Origin of the sequence: Dyella terrae, assembly GCF_022394535.1 — a bacterium.
GTDB lineage: Bacteria > Pseudomonadota > Gammaproteobacteria > Xanthomonadales > Rhodanobacteraceae > Dyella.
In genome coordinates this window covers 2,527,880-2,545,103 of the sequence record NZ_CP089414.1, presented here as the reverse complement: position 1 = coordinate 2,545,103, position 17,224 = coordinate 2,527,880, and the positions used below count along the sequence as shown (strand labels likewise).

General features: G+C 62.3%; 16 protein-coding genes and 1 pseudogene. 11 read left to right on the top strand and 6 right to left on the bottom strand.

The features are described from left to right. Positions 1 to 120 precede the first annotated feature (120 nt). From DYST_RS11000 to DYST_RS10970, 7 genes are all read left to right on the top strand, one after another. Complete coding sequence (locus DYST_RS11000; protein WP_239951856.1) at positions 121 to 1,134, top strand: zinc-binding alcohol dehydrogenase family protein; 1,014 nt, start codon at positions 121 to 123, stop codon at positions 1,132 to 1,134. 1,034 nt (positions 1,135 to 2,168) lie between these two features. After that, positions 2,169 to 4,181: a PAAR domain-containing protein gene (locus tag DYST_RS10995; protein ID WP_239951854.1), complete on the top strand. Its 2,013-nt coding sequence runs from the start codon at positions 2,169 to 2,171 to the stop codon at positions 4,179 to 4,181. Continuing rightward, positions 4,181 to 4,846, top strand: a complete 666-nt coding sequence (locus DYST_RS10990; protein WP_239951852.1) for a DUF2931 family protein — start codon at positions 4,181 to 4,183, stop codon at positions 4,844 to 4,846. Before DYST_RS10995 ends, DYST_RS10990 begins: the two co-directional genes overlap by 1 nt. A gap of 317 nt (positions 4,847 to 5,163) precedes the next feature. Then, positions 5,164 to 5,565: a DUF2931 family protein gene (locus DYST_RS10985; RefSeq protein WP_275666962.1), complete on the top strand. Its 402-nt coding sequence runs from the start codon at positions 5,164 to 5,166 to the stop codon at positions 5,563 to 5,565. 53 nt (positions 5,566 to 5,618) lie between these two features. After that, positions 5,619 to 6,158, top strand: coding sequence for a DUF2931 family protein (locus DYST_RS10980; RefSeq protein ID WP_239951849.1), 540 nt, complete (start codon positions 5,619 to 5,621; stop codon positions 6,156 to 6,158). Between the two features lie 861 nt (positions 6,159 to 7,019). Next, positions 7,020 to 8,129, top strand: coding sequence for a hypothetical protein (locus DYST_RS10975; RefSeq protein ID WP_239951847.1), 1,110 nt, complete (start codon positions 7,020 to 7,022; stop codon positions 8,127 to 8,129). A gap of 111 nt (positions 8,130 to 8,240) precedes the next feature. Continuing rightward, a complete protein-coding gene (locus tag DYST_RS10970) occupies positions 8,241 to 8,564 on the top strand; it encodes a ubiquitin family protein (protein WP_239951845.1) in 324 nt (107 codons plus the stop codon). Between the two features lie 133 nt (positions 8,565 to 8,697). Here DYST_RS10970 and DYST_RS10965 read toward each other — a convergent pair whose 3' ends face one another. Next, complete coding sequence (locus DYST_RS10965; protein ID WP_239951843.1) at positions 8,698 to 10,068, bottom strand: FAD/NAD(P)-binding protein; 1,371 nt, start codon at positions 10,066 to 10,068, stop codon at positions 8,698 to 8,700. Between the two features lie 39 nt (positions 10,069 to 10,107). Beyond that, on the bottom strand, positions 10,108 to 10,686 hold the full coding sequence (locus DYST_RS10960) for a cysteine dioxygenase (RefSeq protein WP_102301957.1): 579 nt from the start codon (positions 10,684 to 10,686) through the stop codon (positions 10,108 to 10,110). A gap of 221 nt (positions 10,687 to 10,907) precedes the next feature. Here DYST_RS10960 and DYST_RS10955 point away from each other — a divergent pair, with 221 nt between their 5' ends. Further along, a complete protein-coding gene (locus tag DYST_RS10955; RefSeq protein WP_102301958.1) occupies positions 10,908 to 11,198 on the top strand; it encodes a hypothetical protein in 291 nt (96 codons plus the stop codon). 90 nt (positions 11,199 to 11,288) lie between these two features. Here the strand turns inward: DYST_RS10955 and DYST_RS10950 are convergent, their stop codons facing one another. Then, positions 11,289 to 11,948: an energy transducer TonB gene (locus DYST_RS10950; protein ID WP_239951841.1), complete on the bottom strand. Its 660-nt coding sequence runs from the start codon at positions 11,946 to 11,948 to the stop codon at positions 11,289 to 11,291. Between the two features lie 174 nt (positions 11,949 to 12,122). After that, a complete protein-coding gene (locus DYST_RS10945; protein WP_239951839.1) occupies positions 12,123 to 12,950 on the bottom strand; it encodes a universal stress protein in 828 nt (275 codons plus the stop codon). Positions 12,951 to 13,253: 303 nt separating this feature from the next. Here DYST_RS10945 and DYST_RS10940 point away from each other — a divergent pair, with 303 nt between their 5' ends. The 3 genes and pseudogenes from DYST_RS10940 (at position 13,254) to DYST_RS10930 (ending at position 14,829) form a co-directional block, all read left to right on the top strand. Further along, entirely contained in the window at positions 13,254 to 13,682 is a 429-nt protein-coding gene (locus tag DYST_RS10940) for a hypothetical protein (protein WP_233202325.1), read from the top strand. 108 nt (positions 13,683 to 13,790) lie between these two features. Beyond that, positions 13,791 to 14,461: pseudogene (gene trhA / locus DYST_RS10935) on the top strand (PAQR family membrane homeostasis protein TrhA). After that, positions 14,458 to 14,829: a TfoX/Sxy family protein gene (locus DYST_RS10930; RefSeq protein WP_239951838.1), complete on the top strand. Its 372-nt coding sequence runs from the start codon at positions 14,458 to 14,460 to the stop codon at positions 14,827 to 14,829. Before trhA ends, DYST_RS10930 begins: the two are co-directional and overlap by 4 nt. A 24-nt stretch (positions 14,830 to 14,853) precedes the next feature. Here DYST_RS10930 and DYST_RS10925 read toward each other — a convergent pair whose 3' ends face one another. After that, complete coding sequence (locus DYST_RS10925; RefSeq protein ID WP_239951837.1) at positions 14,854 to 16,620, bottom strand: DUF885 domain-containing protein; 1,767 nt, start codon at positions 16,618 to 16,620, stop codon at positions 14,854 to 14,856. Between the two features lie 115 nt (positions 16,621 to 16,735). Beyond that, entirely contained in the window at positions 16,736 to 17,218 is a 483-nt protein-coding gene (locus DYST_RS10920) for a DUF456 domain-containing protein (protein ID WP_102302158.1), read from the bottom strand. Positions 17,219 to 17,224 lie beyond the last annotated feature (6 nt).

Below are 17,224 nucleotides of genomic sequence, written 5' to 3'. Positions count from 1 at the left end.
AGGCAACCAGCCTGGGCCGCGTCACGCCCCACAGCCTGCGAGCGTTCTGGGCATCATGCCACCCGCGTTGAATAGATCAGAGCATCCCTAAGTTATCCCCTTTTGCTTGAGGAACCTTGCATGAAAGCCGTTGCCTACCAGCAGATGCTGCCCATTACCGATGCGCAGAGCCTTATCGACGTCGAGCTTCCGCAGCCCGCGCCGCAAGGACGCGACCTGTTGGTGCGGGTTGAGGCCGTGTCGGTCAATCCCGTGGATACCAAGATACGGCAGCGCGTCGATCCCGCAGGCGCCGACAAAGTGTTGGGGTGGGACGCAGCGGGTACCGTGGTGGCTGTGGGCGCCGACGTCACGTTGTTCAAGCCCGGTGACGACGTGTACTACGCGGGCGCCATCGACCGCTCCGGCAGCAACGCCCAATTTCAATTGGTCGACGAACGCATCGTGGGGCGCAAGCCCTCCACGCTCGACTTTGCGCAGGCCGCCGCCTTGCCGCTCACCACCATCACCGCGTGGGAAATGCTGTTCGATCGCCTGGGTGTGCCGCGCGGCAGCACGCCACGTAGTGGCGTGATTCTCGTTGTTGGCGGTGCCGGCGGTGTGGGATCGATGGCCATCCAATTGATTCGCCGCCTGACCAATTTCACTGTCGTCGCCACGGCCTCGCGGCCGGACACGCAAACTTGGGCGACGGATATGGGCGCGCATCACGTGGTCAATCATCACGGCGATCTGGTGGCTGCGGTGAAGGCAGTAGCACCGCAGGGCGTGGATTACGTACTCAGCCTCACGCACACCGAACAGCACTATGCCTCGCTGGTTGAACTGCTCAAGCCCCAGGGCAAACTTGCCTTGATCGACGACCCGGCGACACCGCTGGATATCCGTCTGCTCAAGCAAAAGAGCCTGTCGCTGCACTGGGAGTTCATGTATACCCGTTCGCTGTTTCACACCGAGGACATGCAAGCCCAGCACCAGCTGCTCAACGAGGCGGCTGATTTGGTCGATGCGGGCGTGCTACGTACGACGCTGCGTGACAACCTCGGCACCATCGGCGCGGCGAACCTGCGCCGCGCGCATGCGCAAGTGGAGAGCGCAAGCACGATTGGGAAAGTCGTGTTGAGTGGATGGTGAATCGCCAGGTCTTTTCATAGCACCGACAACATGCAGAAGGCACATCGACCGGCGGCGCGCTAAGGCGCCGTCGTGTTGATCGCGCTGGTTCGTGGGTTCACAGCACACCGAGCCCGCGGGGTTCGTGCTTGCGTTGCTCGCGCTCCATATCAAATTCCGTTTGCAGCACCATGGATCAGCGTGTGATCCGTGTCAGGGAATGCCGTGTGCCCCGTCCGTGATCGCCCGAAGGTGTGGCGCATCGACGCGTGAGCCGATGCGCCACGGGGCCGATCATCGGACGGGGTTTAAGCGTCGGCAGTCGGCGACCGCATTCGCCGATGGTTGATTTGCCCGAGGCAGAGCACGGCTGCCTCAAGAATCATCCTCACTTCACCGGTGAGCACGCGGGCACTCTGCGGATCCCGCGCATTCCACGGGATAACGACCCAGTCCCGTTTCTGAAGGGGCTCATGCAGCCGCATGAGCCATCTCGCAACGGCATCGGGATCGAACTCGGGAATAACCGCAGGGGCAGAGCTGGGGATACCCAGGGCGTGCGGTGAAACGGCTTGGTTGCCGTTCGGGGGTGAAGACGGGCGTCGCCCTGTCTTATGATCGCTGTTGGCCATCATCAACTCTTCAACAGTTGGTTATGGTTAGCGAGTCATCGGTGCTCGTTACACCGGCGCCTCGCGGGTCACGGCATCAACTGCCGTGGTCACTCGCGTAGCCACGAAAAAGACCAGAACAGACGGTGCGAGTGACATACCCGCTCACGCCAGCACCGAAAAAAACGCATGTCGGGCGATGGCTCGACGTAAACAAGGTGAACGCCTACAGCGCGTCTGTACGGTGTTACGGCACGAAGGACTACATCCACAACAACGCCCAGCAAGCACACAGTAAACATGCATGCATGCATGACGTGCAAACGCTGCCTGCGCGGGCTAACGGTTGGTGCAGTCCCCTGACAAGAAACAGCGGCGTTGTGCCACTGACAACGTGATGCTCGTTAGCCGATCGTCTTCTTGTCTATCAAGAAGAGCGATTCCATGGCCGAGAAAAACATCATTGGCTGTTGCGATACCACCGATCATGGTGGTCGTGTGCTGGAAGGTTACGCACTGATGCGACTTGATAACGGGCATCGCGTGGCCGGCAAGGGACACATGGTGTTCTGCCCGCAATGCAACGGCATTTTCCCCATTGAGGGCGGTGTGCCGTCGCTGTTTGGCTACGCCCCGGCAGTGGAAGGCATGCGCACCACCTGCGGCGCGCGTTTGATAGCCTCGCAAAACCGCGAAACCTTGGACGACGAAGCCGATGCCGCCACTAACCAACGGAGCGCACCGGCACTGAGTGAATCCACCAACACCGCGCCGATATCAGCGCCACCCGCCGGTACCGGCGTTTCCTCCGCCGCGTTCGCGGTTACTCGCCCGCCCGCCGAGGATCCGGTGCACGTGGTGATACGCATTGCCCTATGCGACGACGGCACCGGCAACAACTACCCCAACAGCAAGGCGGCCATCGAAAAATGCTCGCCTCAGGCTGCCGGCCTCGACAAGCATCCCGCGATCATCGATCAATTGATGGCGGCGTGCCGCAAGCAGAACAACATGAATGATGTGAGCTATGCGGGGGGTGAGACGAATGTGCATCGGCTGTACACCCTGTACCGCGAAACGCACCGACTCGTCGATGCAGAAACCGGCGAGGATGGCCGACTCTATGTCTACCGTCGCGCCTATATCGAAGGCATCGGCACGCGGGCCGATCACAAGGACAGCATCTTTACCTTTGGCACGGGCTTTGGTCCCACCGGGGTGATTGCCTGTGCCGAGAAAGCCGTGGAAGCGGCCGTGGCGGAGATCAAGGCGTTCTTCCTTGGAAACACCAACATCATTATCGACGCCATCGAGTTCGACCTGTTCGGCTTCAGTCGCGGCGCGGCGTCATCGCGCCATGTGGTTTCGCTGATTCTGCACGGCGGGGATCAAGGCGTCATGGCGCGCCAACTGCGAGAGGCGGGCCTGCCCCTCAAAGACGGTTGGAGCGGCGGCAACAAAAGCGATCTACGTATCCGCTTCGTGGGCCTGTACGAAAGCGTCGCAGCCATCGGCATCCCCGACAACGGCAACAACGACCCGGTCAAACTCCACCTGTCCGACGATTGCGCCGACCAGGTGGTGCACCTGACAGCAAGGGACGAATGCCGCGAAAACTTCTGCCTCAATCGCGTCAAGCTGAGCCGGTATATCGAAATTTCCCTGCCGGGCGTGCACTCGGATCTCGGTGGCGGCTATTCCATGCTCGGGTGGGAACAAAGCGTACTGACGCGGCCGGAGATCAGCTTGGAGAACTTGGATCAAGAGAAATACGACTTCGCTACGTCTCGCGAGTTGAAAGAGATGCTGAAGGTCTATCTCGATAAGGTGGCCACGGAGAGCACCGCCGTCAAACGCACCCTGGACCAGCTTCGCGAGGCGGACAAGCTGGACAAGGACTGGCTGATCGATCCGGAGCTGAATCCACCGCCGAATTCTCACACCTGGAAGATCCAGACCTGGACCAAGGTGGTCGCGGGCCGCCGGCAAACCTTCAGGGGGCCCGTCAGTGAGGTCAAGCTGCAAGTGGCCGCCGCGCTGGTCGCGCTGCGGCAGGTGCGTGGCGACTATCAGTTGATCACCTTGCGCATCATGCATGCGTTGGCGGTGCGGGCAGGGGTGCCATTCGCGCAGTCCCCCGATGACGTGCCGGCGTTGACGCTGCCCGATGAACTGATTTCCATCAAGGACAAATTGCTTGCCTACGCGCTCAATGACGGTAAGGGCGAGATCCCGCTGATCCGCCAGGAAGAGCAGTGGCTTAGCCGCCGCTACCTGCACCAGTCGGCAAACTGGAACCCAGGTGATTGGCCGCCGACCTACGACGACAAGACCAAACCGAACACGGTGGTCGCCACATTGCCGACAGCGTGGGGCGCGGACCTCGGTGTGTTGTTTCCTATGCGTCCTGCCGATGAGCGCGATCGTCTTACTTACTTGCAGAAGAAGGGACACTAATGAACAGGTGGCACAAGGCAATTTCACGCCTGCTGTTGGTGTTGCTCAGCGCTTTGTTGCTGCCTGCATGCGCCAGCGAGGAATACAGCGACGCGCGTATCCGGCGAGAGGCGACGCAAAACTGTCGGCATTGGTCGATGATGGTGGGCGCTCCCCGTTTCATGGAGGCATGGGTCGAAACGTTGGAAGTCACGGATGATCGGGGACGAACGGTTGTGATACCGCAAGGTATGGCTGGCAGTTTGGGGCAGACCGTGGGTTGGGATGGTTTGGGTGGCGCGGGAGGAACCACGATCGACAGCGCGGGTGCACCAATGCAAGTGTTCGTGCGCTGGCAGTCACTGGCTGAGCCGCAAACCTACCGCTGGCAATTCACTGTGCCGGCCAGCGTGCGGCAGGCGTTGGTCAAGCAAGAGGCGATTACGTGGCGGGGTCGTGCCGAGACCAGTTGCCGACAGAACATCAGCATCGGCGTCGCTCCAGGAGGGCGCACCGTAGTGTGGATCAACGGCATCGGGATGCCGGCGGTGGAGGTGATGCGCGGGCAAGAGGAGGTGGAACCGTTGGGGCCGGACCAAGGGCAACATGGCGGGCGTTACGTACGCTTTTCGGACCAAGCTAAGCAGTATGTGGAAGAGCACGGCATTCCCTATGGCAGTTGGTGAGCCCCGTCGACCCTCGCAGGCATCCCACCGACATCCAAAAGCAGGGGCACGAATGAGCAAGCAACACAAGGCTATTTCATGCCTGTTGCTGATGCTGCTTGGCACCCTATTGCTGCCGGCATGCGCCGGCGAGGAATACAGCGACGCGCGTATCCGGCGAGAGGCAACGCAAAACTGTCGGCATTGGTCGATGATGGTGGGCGCTCCCCGTTTCATGGAGGCATGGGTCGAAACGTTGGAAGTCACGGATGATCGGGGACGAACGGTTGTGATACCGCAAGGTATGGCTGGCAGTTTGGGGCAGACCGTGGGTTGGGATGGTTTGGGTGGCGCGGGGGGGAACCACGATCGACAGCGCGGGTGCACCAATGCAAGTGTTCGTGCGCTGGCAGTCACTGGCCGAGCCGCAAACCTACCGCTGGCAATTCACTGTGCCGGCCAGCGTGCGGCAGGCGTTGGTCAAGCAAGAGGCGATTACGTGGCGGGGTCGTGCCGAGACCAGTTGCCGACAGAACATCAGCATCGGCGTCGCTCCAGGAGGGCGCACCGTAGTGTGGATCAACGGCATCGGGATGCCTGCGGTGGAAGTGATGCGCGGGCAGGCGGAGGTGGAGCCGTTGGGGCCATGGCAGGGGCGGGGTAAGGAATACGCCTATCCGTTATCGGGCCCGGCCAAGCAGTACATCCAAGAGCACGGAATTCCCTATGGAAGCTGGTGAGCCCCGTCGATCCTCGCGGGCATCTCGCGGACGTCCAAACGCGGGGGGCACGGATGAACAAACGACATAAGGCAGCTTCATGCTTGTGGCTGGTACTGCTCAGCGCGCTATTGCTGCCGGCCTGTGCCAGCGAGGAGTACAGCGACGCGCGTATCCGGCGCGAGGCACGCCAGAATTGCCACCATTGGTCGTTGGGTGTCTACACGCCTAGCTACATGGAAGCATGGGTTGAAGCACTGCAAGTGACGGATGACCGAGGGCGAACCGTCGAGATACCACAGGGCATGGCGACGGAATTTGGACAAACCGAGGGCTGGAGTGGCCGAGGTGGTACGGGTGGCGCTTCCATCGACAGTGCGGGAGCACCCATGGAAGTGTTCGTGCGCTGGCAGTCGCTGGCCGAGCCGCAAACCTACCGATGGCAATTCACTGTGCCGAACAGCATGCGGCAGGCGTTGGTCAAGCAAGAAGCGATCACGTGGCAGGGCCATACCGAAACCAGTTGCCGTCACATGATCAGCATCGGCGTAGCGCCAAGGGGGGGCGCACCGTGGTGTGGATCAACGGCATCGGGATGCCTGCGGTGGAAGTGATGCGCGGGCAGGCGGAGGTGGAGCCGTTGGGGCCGTACGAGGGCAAGTCGGGTGGGAAATATCGACCCATGCACGAGCCCGCGCGCCAATATGTGCAAGAGCACGGCATCCCCTATGGCAGTTGGTGATTGTCACTGCCCAGCGCCGGCGCGTTGCCTACGAGAAAAAGAAGCGACACCAAAGAACAGGCCACGCAGGACATCTTCATGCCAACTATTTCGTGGTGTGAGCGGGGGATGTCGCGCAGTTTGCCAACCGTCCGCAAATGGCTGTTTCCCTCGATCTTGCGCAACAACAACACCGTTCCATTGGCAAGCATCGCTTGCTGCGTGGCGCAGCAGAAGTGGTGACGTCTATGTGCAGTCGCTGTGCGTGCATCGTGCCCGTGAATGGCGATGCATGCGTCGATCACAAGGCGATAACTGTGCATGCGCTAGCTTCGCGACCCGGAAATCCGGGTTCAGCGACGAAAGCGATCTGGCATTTCTGGGTGCCGACAGTTGGTACCGTCTTTGGCATAGTCATCGTTCTGCAGCGTTGTAGTACGCGGATAAGCAGAAGAGGTATCGGCAATTCGATGGATCGGTGCGCCTTGCTGTGCATGACGGCCGCATTGAGCGATTTAGAGTCGCTAACAACATCTGGGGCAAGCTCAAATCATCTTTCCAGCGAATGCTGGAATGCAGCGTCGTGGCATGCAAGGAAGGCACCGTAGCCCGGCGTCTGCTGGGGTAACGGCGGTTTTGTTGGTGGTTTTCTCTTGTTGAAAAGCGAGGTACGCAGGCGCCACCGCGCCTTCGTCAGGTACGCATGTGCCATTCAAACGCACATGTATGGCCCATCCACAAGCGGGGGACAATCATGAAACGTAAGCTAATGGTTTTGGCGTTATCAGTCGGATGCATGGGTGTTGCGGCTGCGTCGTCGATTGCCACGGGCAATCTACTCGCGGTCGATCAAAGCGCAGGCACCAATCAACAAGGTGCGCTATTCATCGTTGATCAAAGCAGCGGTAACCGAACGTTGTTCAGCGATTTCGGGAGTAGCACACAAGGGGATACGGGTGTCGATCCTAGTGGCGTGGGTTGGATGCCAGCGGGCTTGCTTGGGCTGCTCGGTTCGGCCGAGGCCATCGTCACCGACAGCAGCGCGGGAACGAACGGACAAGGTGCACTTTTCGAAGTCGATCCGGTGACGGGCTATCGAGCCCAACTTAGTGATTTCGGCAACAGCGTGCAGGGTGATGTGGGGCAGGATCCATCCGGCGTATTGGTCGTGCCGGGTTTGTTGGGATTGACTGCGCAGATCCTGGTGGTCGATCCGATGGCCGGAACGAATGGCCAGGGTGCAATCTTTTCGGTGAGCAGTTCAGGCAGTCGTGCGCTGCTGACGGATTTTGGCGTTGGCACGAATCAAGGCGTCTATCCCGATAGCATGGTGTATTGGCCTGGGCTCCTCGGATTATTGGGCAGCACCATTCTGGTGGCCGATGGCAGCGCTGGCACGAATGGCCAAGGTGAACTGTTTACCGTCGACCCGGGCACGGGCGCACGCAATGTATTGAGCGATTTTGGCAACAGCGCTCAAGGTTGGGTCGACACGAACCCTGAGTCCACGCCGATGAGCGTGACGATCAGTCCGTCAGGCGCCATCTATGTGCTGGTGCAGGAACTGAGTTCGGGCGGTGGTGGCGCCGTGGTGCAGGTGAATCCAACGAACGGTTTTCGAACCCTGCTCACTGATTTTGGCACGGGCTCGACTGCGCAAACCGCCATCGCACCGAACGGCATTACTTGGTTGTCGTCGTCGGGGTTGCTTGGTGTAACTGATGCGGATGGCGGGCCCGAAGGAAATGGCGCTTTGCTGACAGTGAATCCGTCGACGTACCAGGTTCAAACGCTCAGCGATTTTGGTAATGCCAATCAAGGCGCGCTGGGTAGCGATCCGAGCGGACTGACGCTAGCCCAGTAGCTGGACGCGCACGCCATCAATGAATACGCGGATGACCTAAGCGCCATGCGCACACGTTGCCGATCACGATCGATCGGCGATGAGGTGCACCAACACATAGGGAAAATATCCATGAACACTTCTACACGAAAAAGCCGTTTAAGCGTGGGACTTCTCGTTTTTCTTGCCTGCGGTTTCATGACCTTTGCGCCGTCTGTCATGGCGATGCAGTTGTTCATCAAAACCCTCACGGGTAAGACGATTACCCTCGATGCCCAGCCGTCCGATTCGATCGAAAACCTCAAGGCTATGATTCAAGACAAAGAAGGCATTCCCCCTGATCAACAGCGACTTATCTTCGCCGGTAAGCAGCTTGAAGATGGTAGGGCGGTGAGTGATTACAACATCCAGAAAGAGTCCACGTTACATCTGGTTCTACGGTTGCGTGGAGGCTGAATTCGCCGAGGCGTCCCGAACTTTCAAGTCATGCAGACGTAGAGGGTGGCGATGACAGAACCCTCGGCAACGACGTTCGGCTTGGTGATGAATGGCCTACATGAAAAAGGGAGCGCCTGGCGCTCCCTTTTCCTTACTCGCTCTTCATCAGGCGATCCGCGAGGTTGCGTGCCTGTTGCCGGATTTCCGGCATGGCCGTCGATTCCCACAATGCGCCTCGGAGTAGGGTGCCGATGGCGTAGAAGTGCTGCCACGTTTGCGTGCCGTGCTTTACGCGGCCTTCGGTAGTGGCGACCACGCCGAGACCCAGCGGGTCGGCCGTTACATGGCCGTTGGTCGATAGCTGGCGAACCAAGGCGTGCTGTGTGCGGCGCACGTCGGTATTCAGGCCCACCGTCTGGATCACCAGGTCAGCGTCCATCGTCTCCACGCCCTTGCCGTGTGGCAAGCGGATGTCCAGATGCAGCTTGTCGCCCGCCACGTCCACGGCCTGCAGGCGGCCACGGCGACGGTGCAGACGGCCGGCATCTTCGAGTGCTGCCATGGATGCCATCACTTGCGGCGGCATGCGGTGGCGCACGCGTTCCCACGCCCAGCGTGCATGTCGCAGGAAGCGCGAGCGTTCCACTTCGGGAAGCATCGCCCAGAGCGACGGTGTATGCGGGCGCAGGCTGTCGATCACCGTGCGCCAGTCGGCGCTCTGTGCGACGGATTCGCGCAGCAGGCGAATCCAGTTGCGGATGTAAGGCGCCTCGCGCATGGATTCGATCAGCTCGCTGCCGTCATCGGCCGGCGCGGAGGCTTGGTGCAGATGCGGTTCCGGCAACAGGCCGTGGCGTGAAATGGCTTCGAAGCTGGCGTTGGGCCATAGCGCCGACAATTCCAGCAGTACGTCGACCGCAGTCAGACCCAATCCGATCAGCACCACTTTGAGCGGGCGCGTATCCGGCTTGGCCTGGGCGAGGAAACCCCAGGGTTCGGTGACGTACCCGCCGCTGGCGAGAGCCGCATCGGCGACGCCGCCCAAGGGCAGGGGAGGTAGCGAGCCGATGGCCAGCACGGCGGCATCGACGCGTGTGTTTTCCTCACCGTGGACGACGGTGACGCCGGCGCTCTCTGGCACGATGGCGTCCACCGCGAACGGCAGTACGCGTACGTCGTGGCCGGCCGCGCGGGCGCGTTCGAGCGCGCGTTCGACTTCCGCCTCCAGATAGTCGCCATAGAGGCGACGCGGCAGGAAATCCGTGCCGGCGATGGTGCCGTCGCCGCGCTGGGCGAAATCAAGGAACCCGTGCGGCCTGGCGGCAAACATGCTCATCGAGGCGGCACGAACATTCAGCAGATGCTTGTCGGACCGCGTGCCATACGCGACACCGCGTGGCGAACTAGCGCCACCGGTGTACCAGTCCAGATGCAACGGCTGCGGCAGCTGGCGTTCCAGCAGCTCGCTCAGCAGCGCTGCCGCTGCAGCACCGCCGCCGATGATGGCGACCCGTCGATACATGCCACTCCCTTAAATCAAAGCGTTTGGAACCTGCGTGGCTCAGGCGTACAGGCGACCAGCGATGCTGCTGCGCTGCGGGCTCTTGGTCCACTGGCCGGCTTCGCCGGCTTCTTGGTATGTGAAGTACTGTGCCAGATCGCCACCGTAGACGTGAAGCGTCAGCGCCGTTTCCTGCCGGGAGAGGTTGCGGCAGCGGTGTGCGTAGCGGTCGTCGGCGTCGAACCAGCTGACGTCCCCGGGGCCCAGCCAGTCGCGGCCGGTCATTCGCAGGACCTTGCCGTTTTCATCGCGGTCCCATGACTCCACTTCCAGGGCACCATGCAGGGCCATCTCCAGGCCCCACAGCCCGTCGTGGTCATGGATGGGCGAGCTGTAGTTTGCCGGCCATGCCATCACCAGGACGCTGATGTCCGGCTTGCTGCGCTGCGCGACGATCCAGCGCTCGAAGCCCTTGTCGCGCAAGCGCAGATCGGCGAGATCCGCGTCCAGCGCGTGCCTGTTCTGATAAACCGCGCGGCTCAGCTCCCGGGACATCGTGGCTAGATCGGGATGCTCACCCACACCATAGTCAAACGCGATCTCACGCAGCGCCTTGAGGTGTTGCATGTGTTTGGCCATGCGATGTTACTCGATGGAAACCGGCGCGCAGTGGAGCATGTGGGTCGTTAAAGTCCCGTAACCCGAGGGGGCGGAATAGGAGCGGGCCGGCATGACTTTCGCGACATGCGCGAGGCACCGCAAAAGCGCACGATGCTACTCAAGAAGGCCTTGAAAACGGCATCGATCGCCTCAAAACGTCGATGCGCATGGTCGCCGGCGATGCCGGGAGGAGAAGCGTCATGATTGCAATGAGCGTGCTCTTGATGGTGGTGTTGGGAATCTGGCTGGGTGCGGTGGCGATAGGCCTGGTGTTCAAGCTCATCTTCACCTTGATCGGCGGTCTTTTCAGCGTGGTCGGCGCGCTACTCGGTGCTTTTTTCGGTGGTATCGCGCTGTTGATCGTGGCGCCCATCGTGGCGCTTGCCCTGTTGCCCGTGTGCCTGCCCGTGATCGTGGTGGCGGCCGTGGTATGGGCCATCGTGCGCGGGTCACGCGGTCACGCGCAGCCGGTGACTGCCAGCGCCCGCTGATGTTTTCGTTTGCCGAGGAAGGGCCCGACCTGCCACTGGACGCAGGCCGGGCCTTCCTTTTTGTGTCGCGCCGGTGGGCGACGGGCGCGCCTACAGCTCGTTCAGGCTGAATGTCACGGGCACGCGCGCCCATGCGCGTACGGCGTGGCCGTTCACGGTGGCGGGCTCGAATCGCCAGCCCTTCAATACCTGCTCGCTTGCGCTGCGATCGAGTACCTGCTGGCCGCTGCTCTTCTCGACCGTTACGTCCTGTGGCACGCCGTTCTCGTCGACCAGTACTTTGAGGATCACCTGTCCTTCCATGTGCGAACGCAGGGCTTGCGGCGGATATTTCAGCGGCGTCGCCCGGTAGGCGAGCGTGGCTTCCATGGGCGCGCCTGTCGTCGGAGCGTCGGTCGACGGCGCCAGTGTCGGCACCACCGGTGGTGCGGGGATGCTGCCCTCGTCCGTCGTGGTCACGGGTGGGTTGACCGGTAATGGCTGCGGTACGACCTGGGTACGCGGCACGGCTTTCGGCTGCACCAGCTTTTGTATGTCGACGGGCGGTGGCGGTGGAAGCTCTTTCTCCGGGGTGATCCAGCTGATCGGCGTGGTGGTGATGCGTTGCACCTGCGCGGCCCACTGCGGAGCCATCGGCCGCATGACGACCATGAGCGCGGCCAGGTTTAGAGCGATGGCAGCACTCAGCGCGGCGATGCGGACGCTGTCCGGATGGGCGTGACGGGGTAAAGCCAGGCTTGCGGACGACATAAGCGACCTCCTGACGTATCGATGTTGGGTTGTCGCACCCGACACGCTGCAGGGGACGCAGTGGGGATCGCGCGGGTGCAATTTCACCCTAGGCCCACTGATGGGACTTGCACAAGTAGCCGTATGGAAGGCTATTCTAGGGTGATTGCCCCGAAACTCCCGGAAAGGGATTTTTCAGTGCGCCACCAGCATGGGCACGTCGCCGCGCATGAACAGGTGGCGCGTGGTGCCACCCAGCACCATCTGCGCAAGGCGCGAACGGCTCCAGGCGCCCATGACAATCAGGTCGGCACCTTGGGCATGCGCCGCGTCCAGCACGGCGGGGCCCGCCGCGTGACTGGGGCCGATATCCAGCGTGTCGATCCGGGCCTCAATGCCGTGGCGCTGCAGCCAGTCGCCCAGGCCGGGTGGGGGCAGCACCGGCAACATGTCCGAGTTCATTTCGCTGCCGTCGAGCACGCGCACCTCATCTGCCTTCTGCAGCAGCGGTATGGCGGCGGCGAGGGCGAGGGCGGATTCCCGACTGCCGTTCCAGGCCACCAGCACCTTGGCGCCCAGGCTGGGAACCGGGGCGGTGTCGGGTACCACTAGCACCGGCCGGCCGCTGGCGAACACGCAGCGGGAGACCGAGCCGAAGCCCACCGGGGCATCGCTGCGCCGCTGGCTGCGTTCCATCACCAGCATGTCGTAGCCGGACGCGGCCAGGCTTAGTGTCTGAACCGTGTCGCCTTGGGTGACTCGCCAGCGACCCGTCAGCGAACGAGGGCTGAGTGCCTGTTGCCACTGGTCGGCATGGGTCCGGGCTTCGGCAACCCGGCGCTGGGTTTCTTCCAGTTGTACGGGCACCGCTTCCGGTAGGCTGAAGGCAGTGGCGGGAAGGTCGGCAACGTAGAGTGCATCGAGTCGTGCACCCAGTCGTTGCGCCAGGGCCAGGGCGGCACGAGGGGCGGCAACGTCGAGGTCTAGATGGTCCAGATGCAACAGCAGATCGATCGCTGACATGGCGGCTCTCCCGATTCCCGGTCCGTACCCAGCATAGAGCCTGCCATCAGTGAGCGTGTAGCGCGTGTTGTCGCGGCGGCGAACGCGGGACAAAAAAAGCCCCGCACAGGATGGCGGGGCGGCAAGGCCAGGCGTCGGGGGAGAGAGAGGGGACGCCCGGTTGTGCCATTTTTTCGCGGTGCGGCTTGTTTTGGCGTACATCTGGAGTGAATGCTGTATTCACGCCGTAGAAGGTGAGCGCTCGCCAGAATCGCTGGCTTGCCGCGATGGCGGATACGTTTTCAAGGGAGACATGCCATGGGTATGGGGAAGTGGGTAGTGGCGGCAACGCTGGTCTTGGCCGGCTGGGTGGGCTCGGCGCCGGCACATGCCGGTGACCTGGAGTGCAAGATGAGTTTTCGTCTTGCGGGCTGGTCGGTGTTCTATCAAACGGCTACCGGCAGCGGCACCGTCCGTTGCAGTAACGGCCAGAGCATGAGCGTGCACATCCGCGTCAAAGGCGGTGGGCTGACCTTCGGCAAAAGCCAGATCGATAACGGCGTCGGCAAGTTCTCTGGCGTCGGCAGCATGAGCGAGATCAAGGGGCACTACGCCGATGCCGGCGTACACGCTGGCGCGTCGAAATCCGCCGGTGCACGCGTGATGACCAAGGGCAATGTGTCCCTGGCGCTCAGCGGCACGGGCAAGGGCTGGGACCTGGGCGTCGCGTTCGGTGCTTTCATCATCGAGTGACGCAGGCGGGCGCGGCGTTTCATACGCCGCGCGGCCTTGCATTCGGACGCGGGGTCGCTAAGGTGGCGGAGCCGTACCCCCGGTACGTTCGGTTCAAGGATCTTCCCCATGTCCGCCAGCTCTGGCACGGCTCTCCCCCGCTATGCCTTCGGCGACGAGGTCGCCAGTAGCGTCATTCACGGCATCGGCATCCTGCTGAGCATCGCCGGTCTCGTCACGCTGGTGTCCTGATGCATCGCTTTATGGCGATGCGCGCGCCGTGGTGGCGAGTGCGGTGTTCGGCACCACGTTGATCCTCTGCTACACGGCCTCCACGCTCTATCACTCCATTCCTGGTGTGATGGCCAAGCGTGTATTGCGCACGCTGGACCACATCGCCATTTTCCTGCTTATCGCGGGCACCTATACGCCGTTCACCCTGATCGCCCTGCCGGGCGCCTGGGGCTGGAGCCTGTTCGGTACCGTGTGGGGGGCTGGCCTTGATGGGCAGCGCGCTGGAGCTGGGCATGCTCAAGAAGTACCGCAAGTTGGCTGTGCTGATGTACGTGGGCATGGGCTGGGTGGGCGTGATCGCGTTCAAGCCTTTGCTCGCGCACTTGCAGACCGGTGGCATGGTGCTGCTGCTTGCTGGTGGCGTGGCTTACACGCTGGGCGTGCCGTTCTACCTGTGGCGCAAGCTGCCGTATCACCATTCGGTGTGGCACTTCTTTGTGCTGGCCGGCAGCGTGCTGCACTATCTCGCGGTGCTGCTTTACGTGCTGCCCGACGCACGGGCGTGAACGCCGACATCCAGCTCCTGCGCAAGGAACTGGAAGACGCCGCCACGCACCTGGGGCGTCCACACGATCTTCGTTTCAAGCCGATGTTCGGCGGGCTGATGGCCTGGTTCGACGAGAAGCCGTGCGCGTGGTTGTCCGCGCAAGGGTTGGCGTTGCGGCTGGCGGAGGCGGATCAGGCTGAACTGTTGGCGGAGAAGGGCGCCGCGCGATTCCGCCATCGCCCGGATGAGCCGCCGAGTCGCGACTACATCCTCGTTCCGTCCGCGCTTCGTCGCGATACCGCTCGGTTCTCCCAATGGCTTGAACGGAGCAGCAACGCACCGGCTCCACAAAAGAAGAGGCCGCGTCCGAAGACGCGGCCTCGCTAGTGCGAACCGTTCGGCTCGCGAGAATTACTTCTTCTTTTGCGACGGAATGAACTGCGTGCGCACCGCTTCAGCGAGCTGTTCCGGCGGCAGCAGACCCTGACCGATCACGAAGTCGTTGAATGCCTGGCGGTTGAAGTCTTTGCCCAGCGCCAGCTCGGTGTTCATGCGCGTCTGCTGCAAGCGCATGTAGCCATAGAAGTACGCCGTGGCCTGGCCGGGGCTATTGAAGGTGTAGCGGTCCAGTTCCTGCTGCGTCATGGCTTCGGACAAGCCCACGTCGTAACGCAGCACGTCATGCGCTCGTTCCTTGGTGATCAGGCCGAGGTTGAGCATCGGATCAAGGAAGGCACGAGCAGCGCGGTGCAGGCGGGCCTGCAGGGCCACGAACTGGCCGGCCGGCGGCTCATACGGCAGCATTTCCGACTCGGCATACAGCGCCCAGCCTTCCACGTTCACGCTGTTGAAGGCGAACAGGCTGCGTGCCAGCGACACGCCGCGTTCCACCATGGCCGCAAACTGTAGCTCGTGGCCAGGGCGGCCTTCGTGCGAGGTCAGCGTCCACGCAGCGGCCTTATAGGTGAAGTCGTCGTACGAGTCGGATTTGTTGCCGCTGGGGTTGCCCATGGTCAGCACGAACGTGCCCTGTTCACCGTGATTGTTGATGAACGGCGGCGGGTCCATGTGCGGGGCCGGCACGGCGGCGGTCTCCGCCTCCGACGCGAGGCGCATCTGCATCTTGCGCTGGGGCAGGGTGATGATGTGCTCGCGGCGGATGGTGTCTTCGATGTGGCCGATGATCTCGTGGTACCACGGCACCACGTCATCCTTGCCAAGCTGTTCCTTCTTCAGTGCTTTCAGCACGTCGCGGTAGTCGGTGGCCTGGATGTTTTCGGCCTTCGCCACCACCGGCGCCAGCACTTGCATCATGGAACGCAGCTCGGCGAATTCGAACTCTGCTTCCTTGATCAGCTGTTCCGGCGGAATATCGATGCCGACCTGCCTGAGGTTGTACGCATACAGCGGTTCCGGCAGGCGGAAGTCCGCGCGTGCGCGTGGCACGACGGTCGTCTTCACCCAGCCGTCGTAATCCTTGAGCTGGCTGTCGAGCGCATCGAGTGCGGCCTTGCCGTCGGCGTCGTCCAGCTTGTACTTGGCGAACAGCTGGCGGATGCCCTGCGCATAGCGCTGCGAGTTGCTGAGCTTCTGCTCCACTTCGTTCTTGTACGGGCCGATCAGGTCCTTCTCGCCGATGCGCGCCTGGGTCTGCGCCTTGGCCAGATCGATGAGCGGTGTGCAGCCCGGCGTCTTGCCGACGTAGCATTCCAGGCGCTTCACGGCGGACGGGCGACGCTTGGCGTCCACGTCGTCCTTAAGCAGCGCGAACTCGCCCTGGAAAATCAGCTGGCCGACGTCCTGGTAAGGCAGCATGTATTTGTGATTCAGATCGATGCCTTCGATCTGCTGGTCGGTCGCCTTGATCATGATCTGCAGATCCTGGCGGACGTTGGCGTCCTTCTCGTCGGCGAGCATCTTCTCCAGCTTCGCCTTGGCGTCGGTGAATGCCGCGCGCGAACGTGCGTCGACGTCGGGCTTCAGATCAACCACCTTGTCGTCGAAGCCCGGTACGCCGATCTGCGAAGCGAACTCGGGGTTGAATTTCGCCATCACGTCGAGCAGCACCTTCGCATCGGTGTTGCTGCGGTCGATCCAGGTGGGTGACTTGGTTTCCGCCTGGGCGGAGCCGACGGCGACCAGCGATACCGCCAGCGCCAGGGCAAGACGTTTGGACATGAGGTTTCCCCGTAGTGAAGTTTCCCGAGCCTATAGGGGCGCACGCGGGCCGGCCATGTGCCGAAGGTCGCGCCGTCGGGTGCGGGGCCCAGGGTCAGCGGGGAGTGGCCGGGACTCAGCCAAACAGCATGGCAAAGCCGAACAGGCCGATCATCACGAAAGAGATCACCAGTTTGACGAAGGTGCCGAAGAGCAACCCCAGCCAGGTGGCCACACCTACATGGGCCGAGCGCAGCACGCTGGTGCCTGAGGCCAGCTCGCCTACCAGGGCGCCCAGGAACGGGCCGACGATCAGGCCGACCAGGCCGAAGAACATACCCACCACCGTGCCCAGGCCCGCGCCCCAGAGAGCCAGCCGGCTGGCGCCGACCCGTTTGGCGCCCAGGGAGGCCGAGACGAAGTCCATCAGTACGCCAAACGCGCCCAGTGCGCCGATGATCACCAGCCACCACGTGCCCAGGTGCCGGTAATGGTCCACCGCCGCCACCAGCCAGATGCCGCCGAAGATCATGGGGATGCCCGGCAGTGCCGGCAGGATGTTGCCAGCGACGCCACCGATCATCAGCAGCGCGGCCAACACGTAAAGCGCGATCTCCAGCATGGC

Coding starts and splice junctions, on each gene's coding strand:
- DYST_RS10970 (WP_239951845.1), top strand. CDS start 8,241: ATGAACACTTCTACACGAAAAAGCCGTTTAAGCGTGGGACTTCTCGTT.
- DYST_RS11000 (WP_239951856.1), top strand. CDS start 121: ATGAAAGCCGTTGCCTACCAGCAGATGCTGCCCATTACCGATGCGCAG.
- DYST_RS10940 (WP_233202325.1), top strand. CDS start 13,254: ATGGGGAAGTGGGTAGTGGCGGCAACGCTGGTCTTGGCCGGCTGGGTG.
- DYST_RS10950 (WP_239951841.1), bottom strand. CDS start 11,948: ATGTCGTCCGCAAGCCTGGCTTTACCCCGTCACGCCCATCCGGACAGC.
- DYST_RS10990 (WP_239951852.1), top strand. CDS start 4,181: ATGAACAGGTGGCACAAGGCAATTTCACGCCTGCTGTTGGTGTTGCTC.
- DYST_RS10925 (WP_239951837.1), bottom strand. CDS start 16,620: ATGTCCAAACGTCTTGCCCTGGCGCTGGCGGTATCGCTGGTCGCCGTC.
- DYST_RS10975 (WP_239951847.1), top strand. CDS start 7,020: ATGAAACGTAAGCTAATGGTTTTGGCGTTATCAGTCGGATGCATGGGT.
- DYST_RS10995 (WP_239951854.1), top strand. CDS start 2,169: ATGGCCGAGAAAAACATCATTGGCTGTTGCGATACCACCGATCATGGT.
- DYST_RS10980 (WP_239951849.1), top strand. CDS start 5,619: ATGAACAAACGACATAAGGCAGCTTCATGCTTGTGGCTGGTACTGCTC.
- DYST_RS10945 (WP_239951839.1), bottom strand. CDS start 12,950: ATGTCAGCGATCGATCTGCTGTTGCATCTGGACCATCTAGACCTCGAC.
- DYST_RS10960 (WP_102301957.1), bottom strand. CDS start 10,686: ATGGCCAAACACATGCAACACCTCAAGGCGCTGCGTGAGATCGCGTTT.
- DYST_RS10985 (WP_275666962.1), top strand. CDS start 5,164: ATGGTTTGGGTGGCGCGGGGGGGAACCACGATCGACAGCGCGGGTGCA.
- DYST_RS10965 (WP_239951843.1), bottom strand. CDS start 10,068: ATGTATCGACGGGTCGCCATCATCGGCGGCGGTGCTGCAGCGGCAGCG.
- DYST_RS10955 (WP_102301958.1), top strand. CDS start 10,908: ATGATTGCAATGAGCGTGCTCTTGATGGTGGTGTTGGGAATCTGGCTG.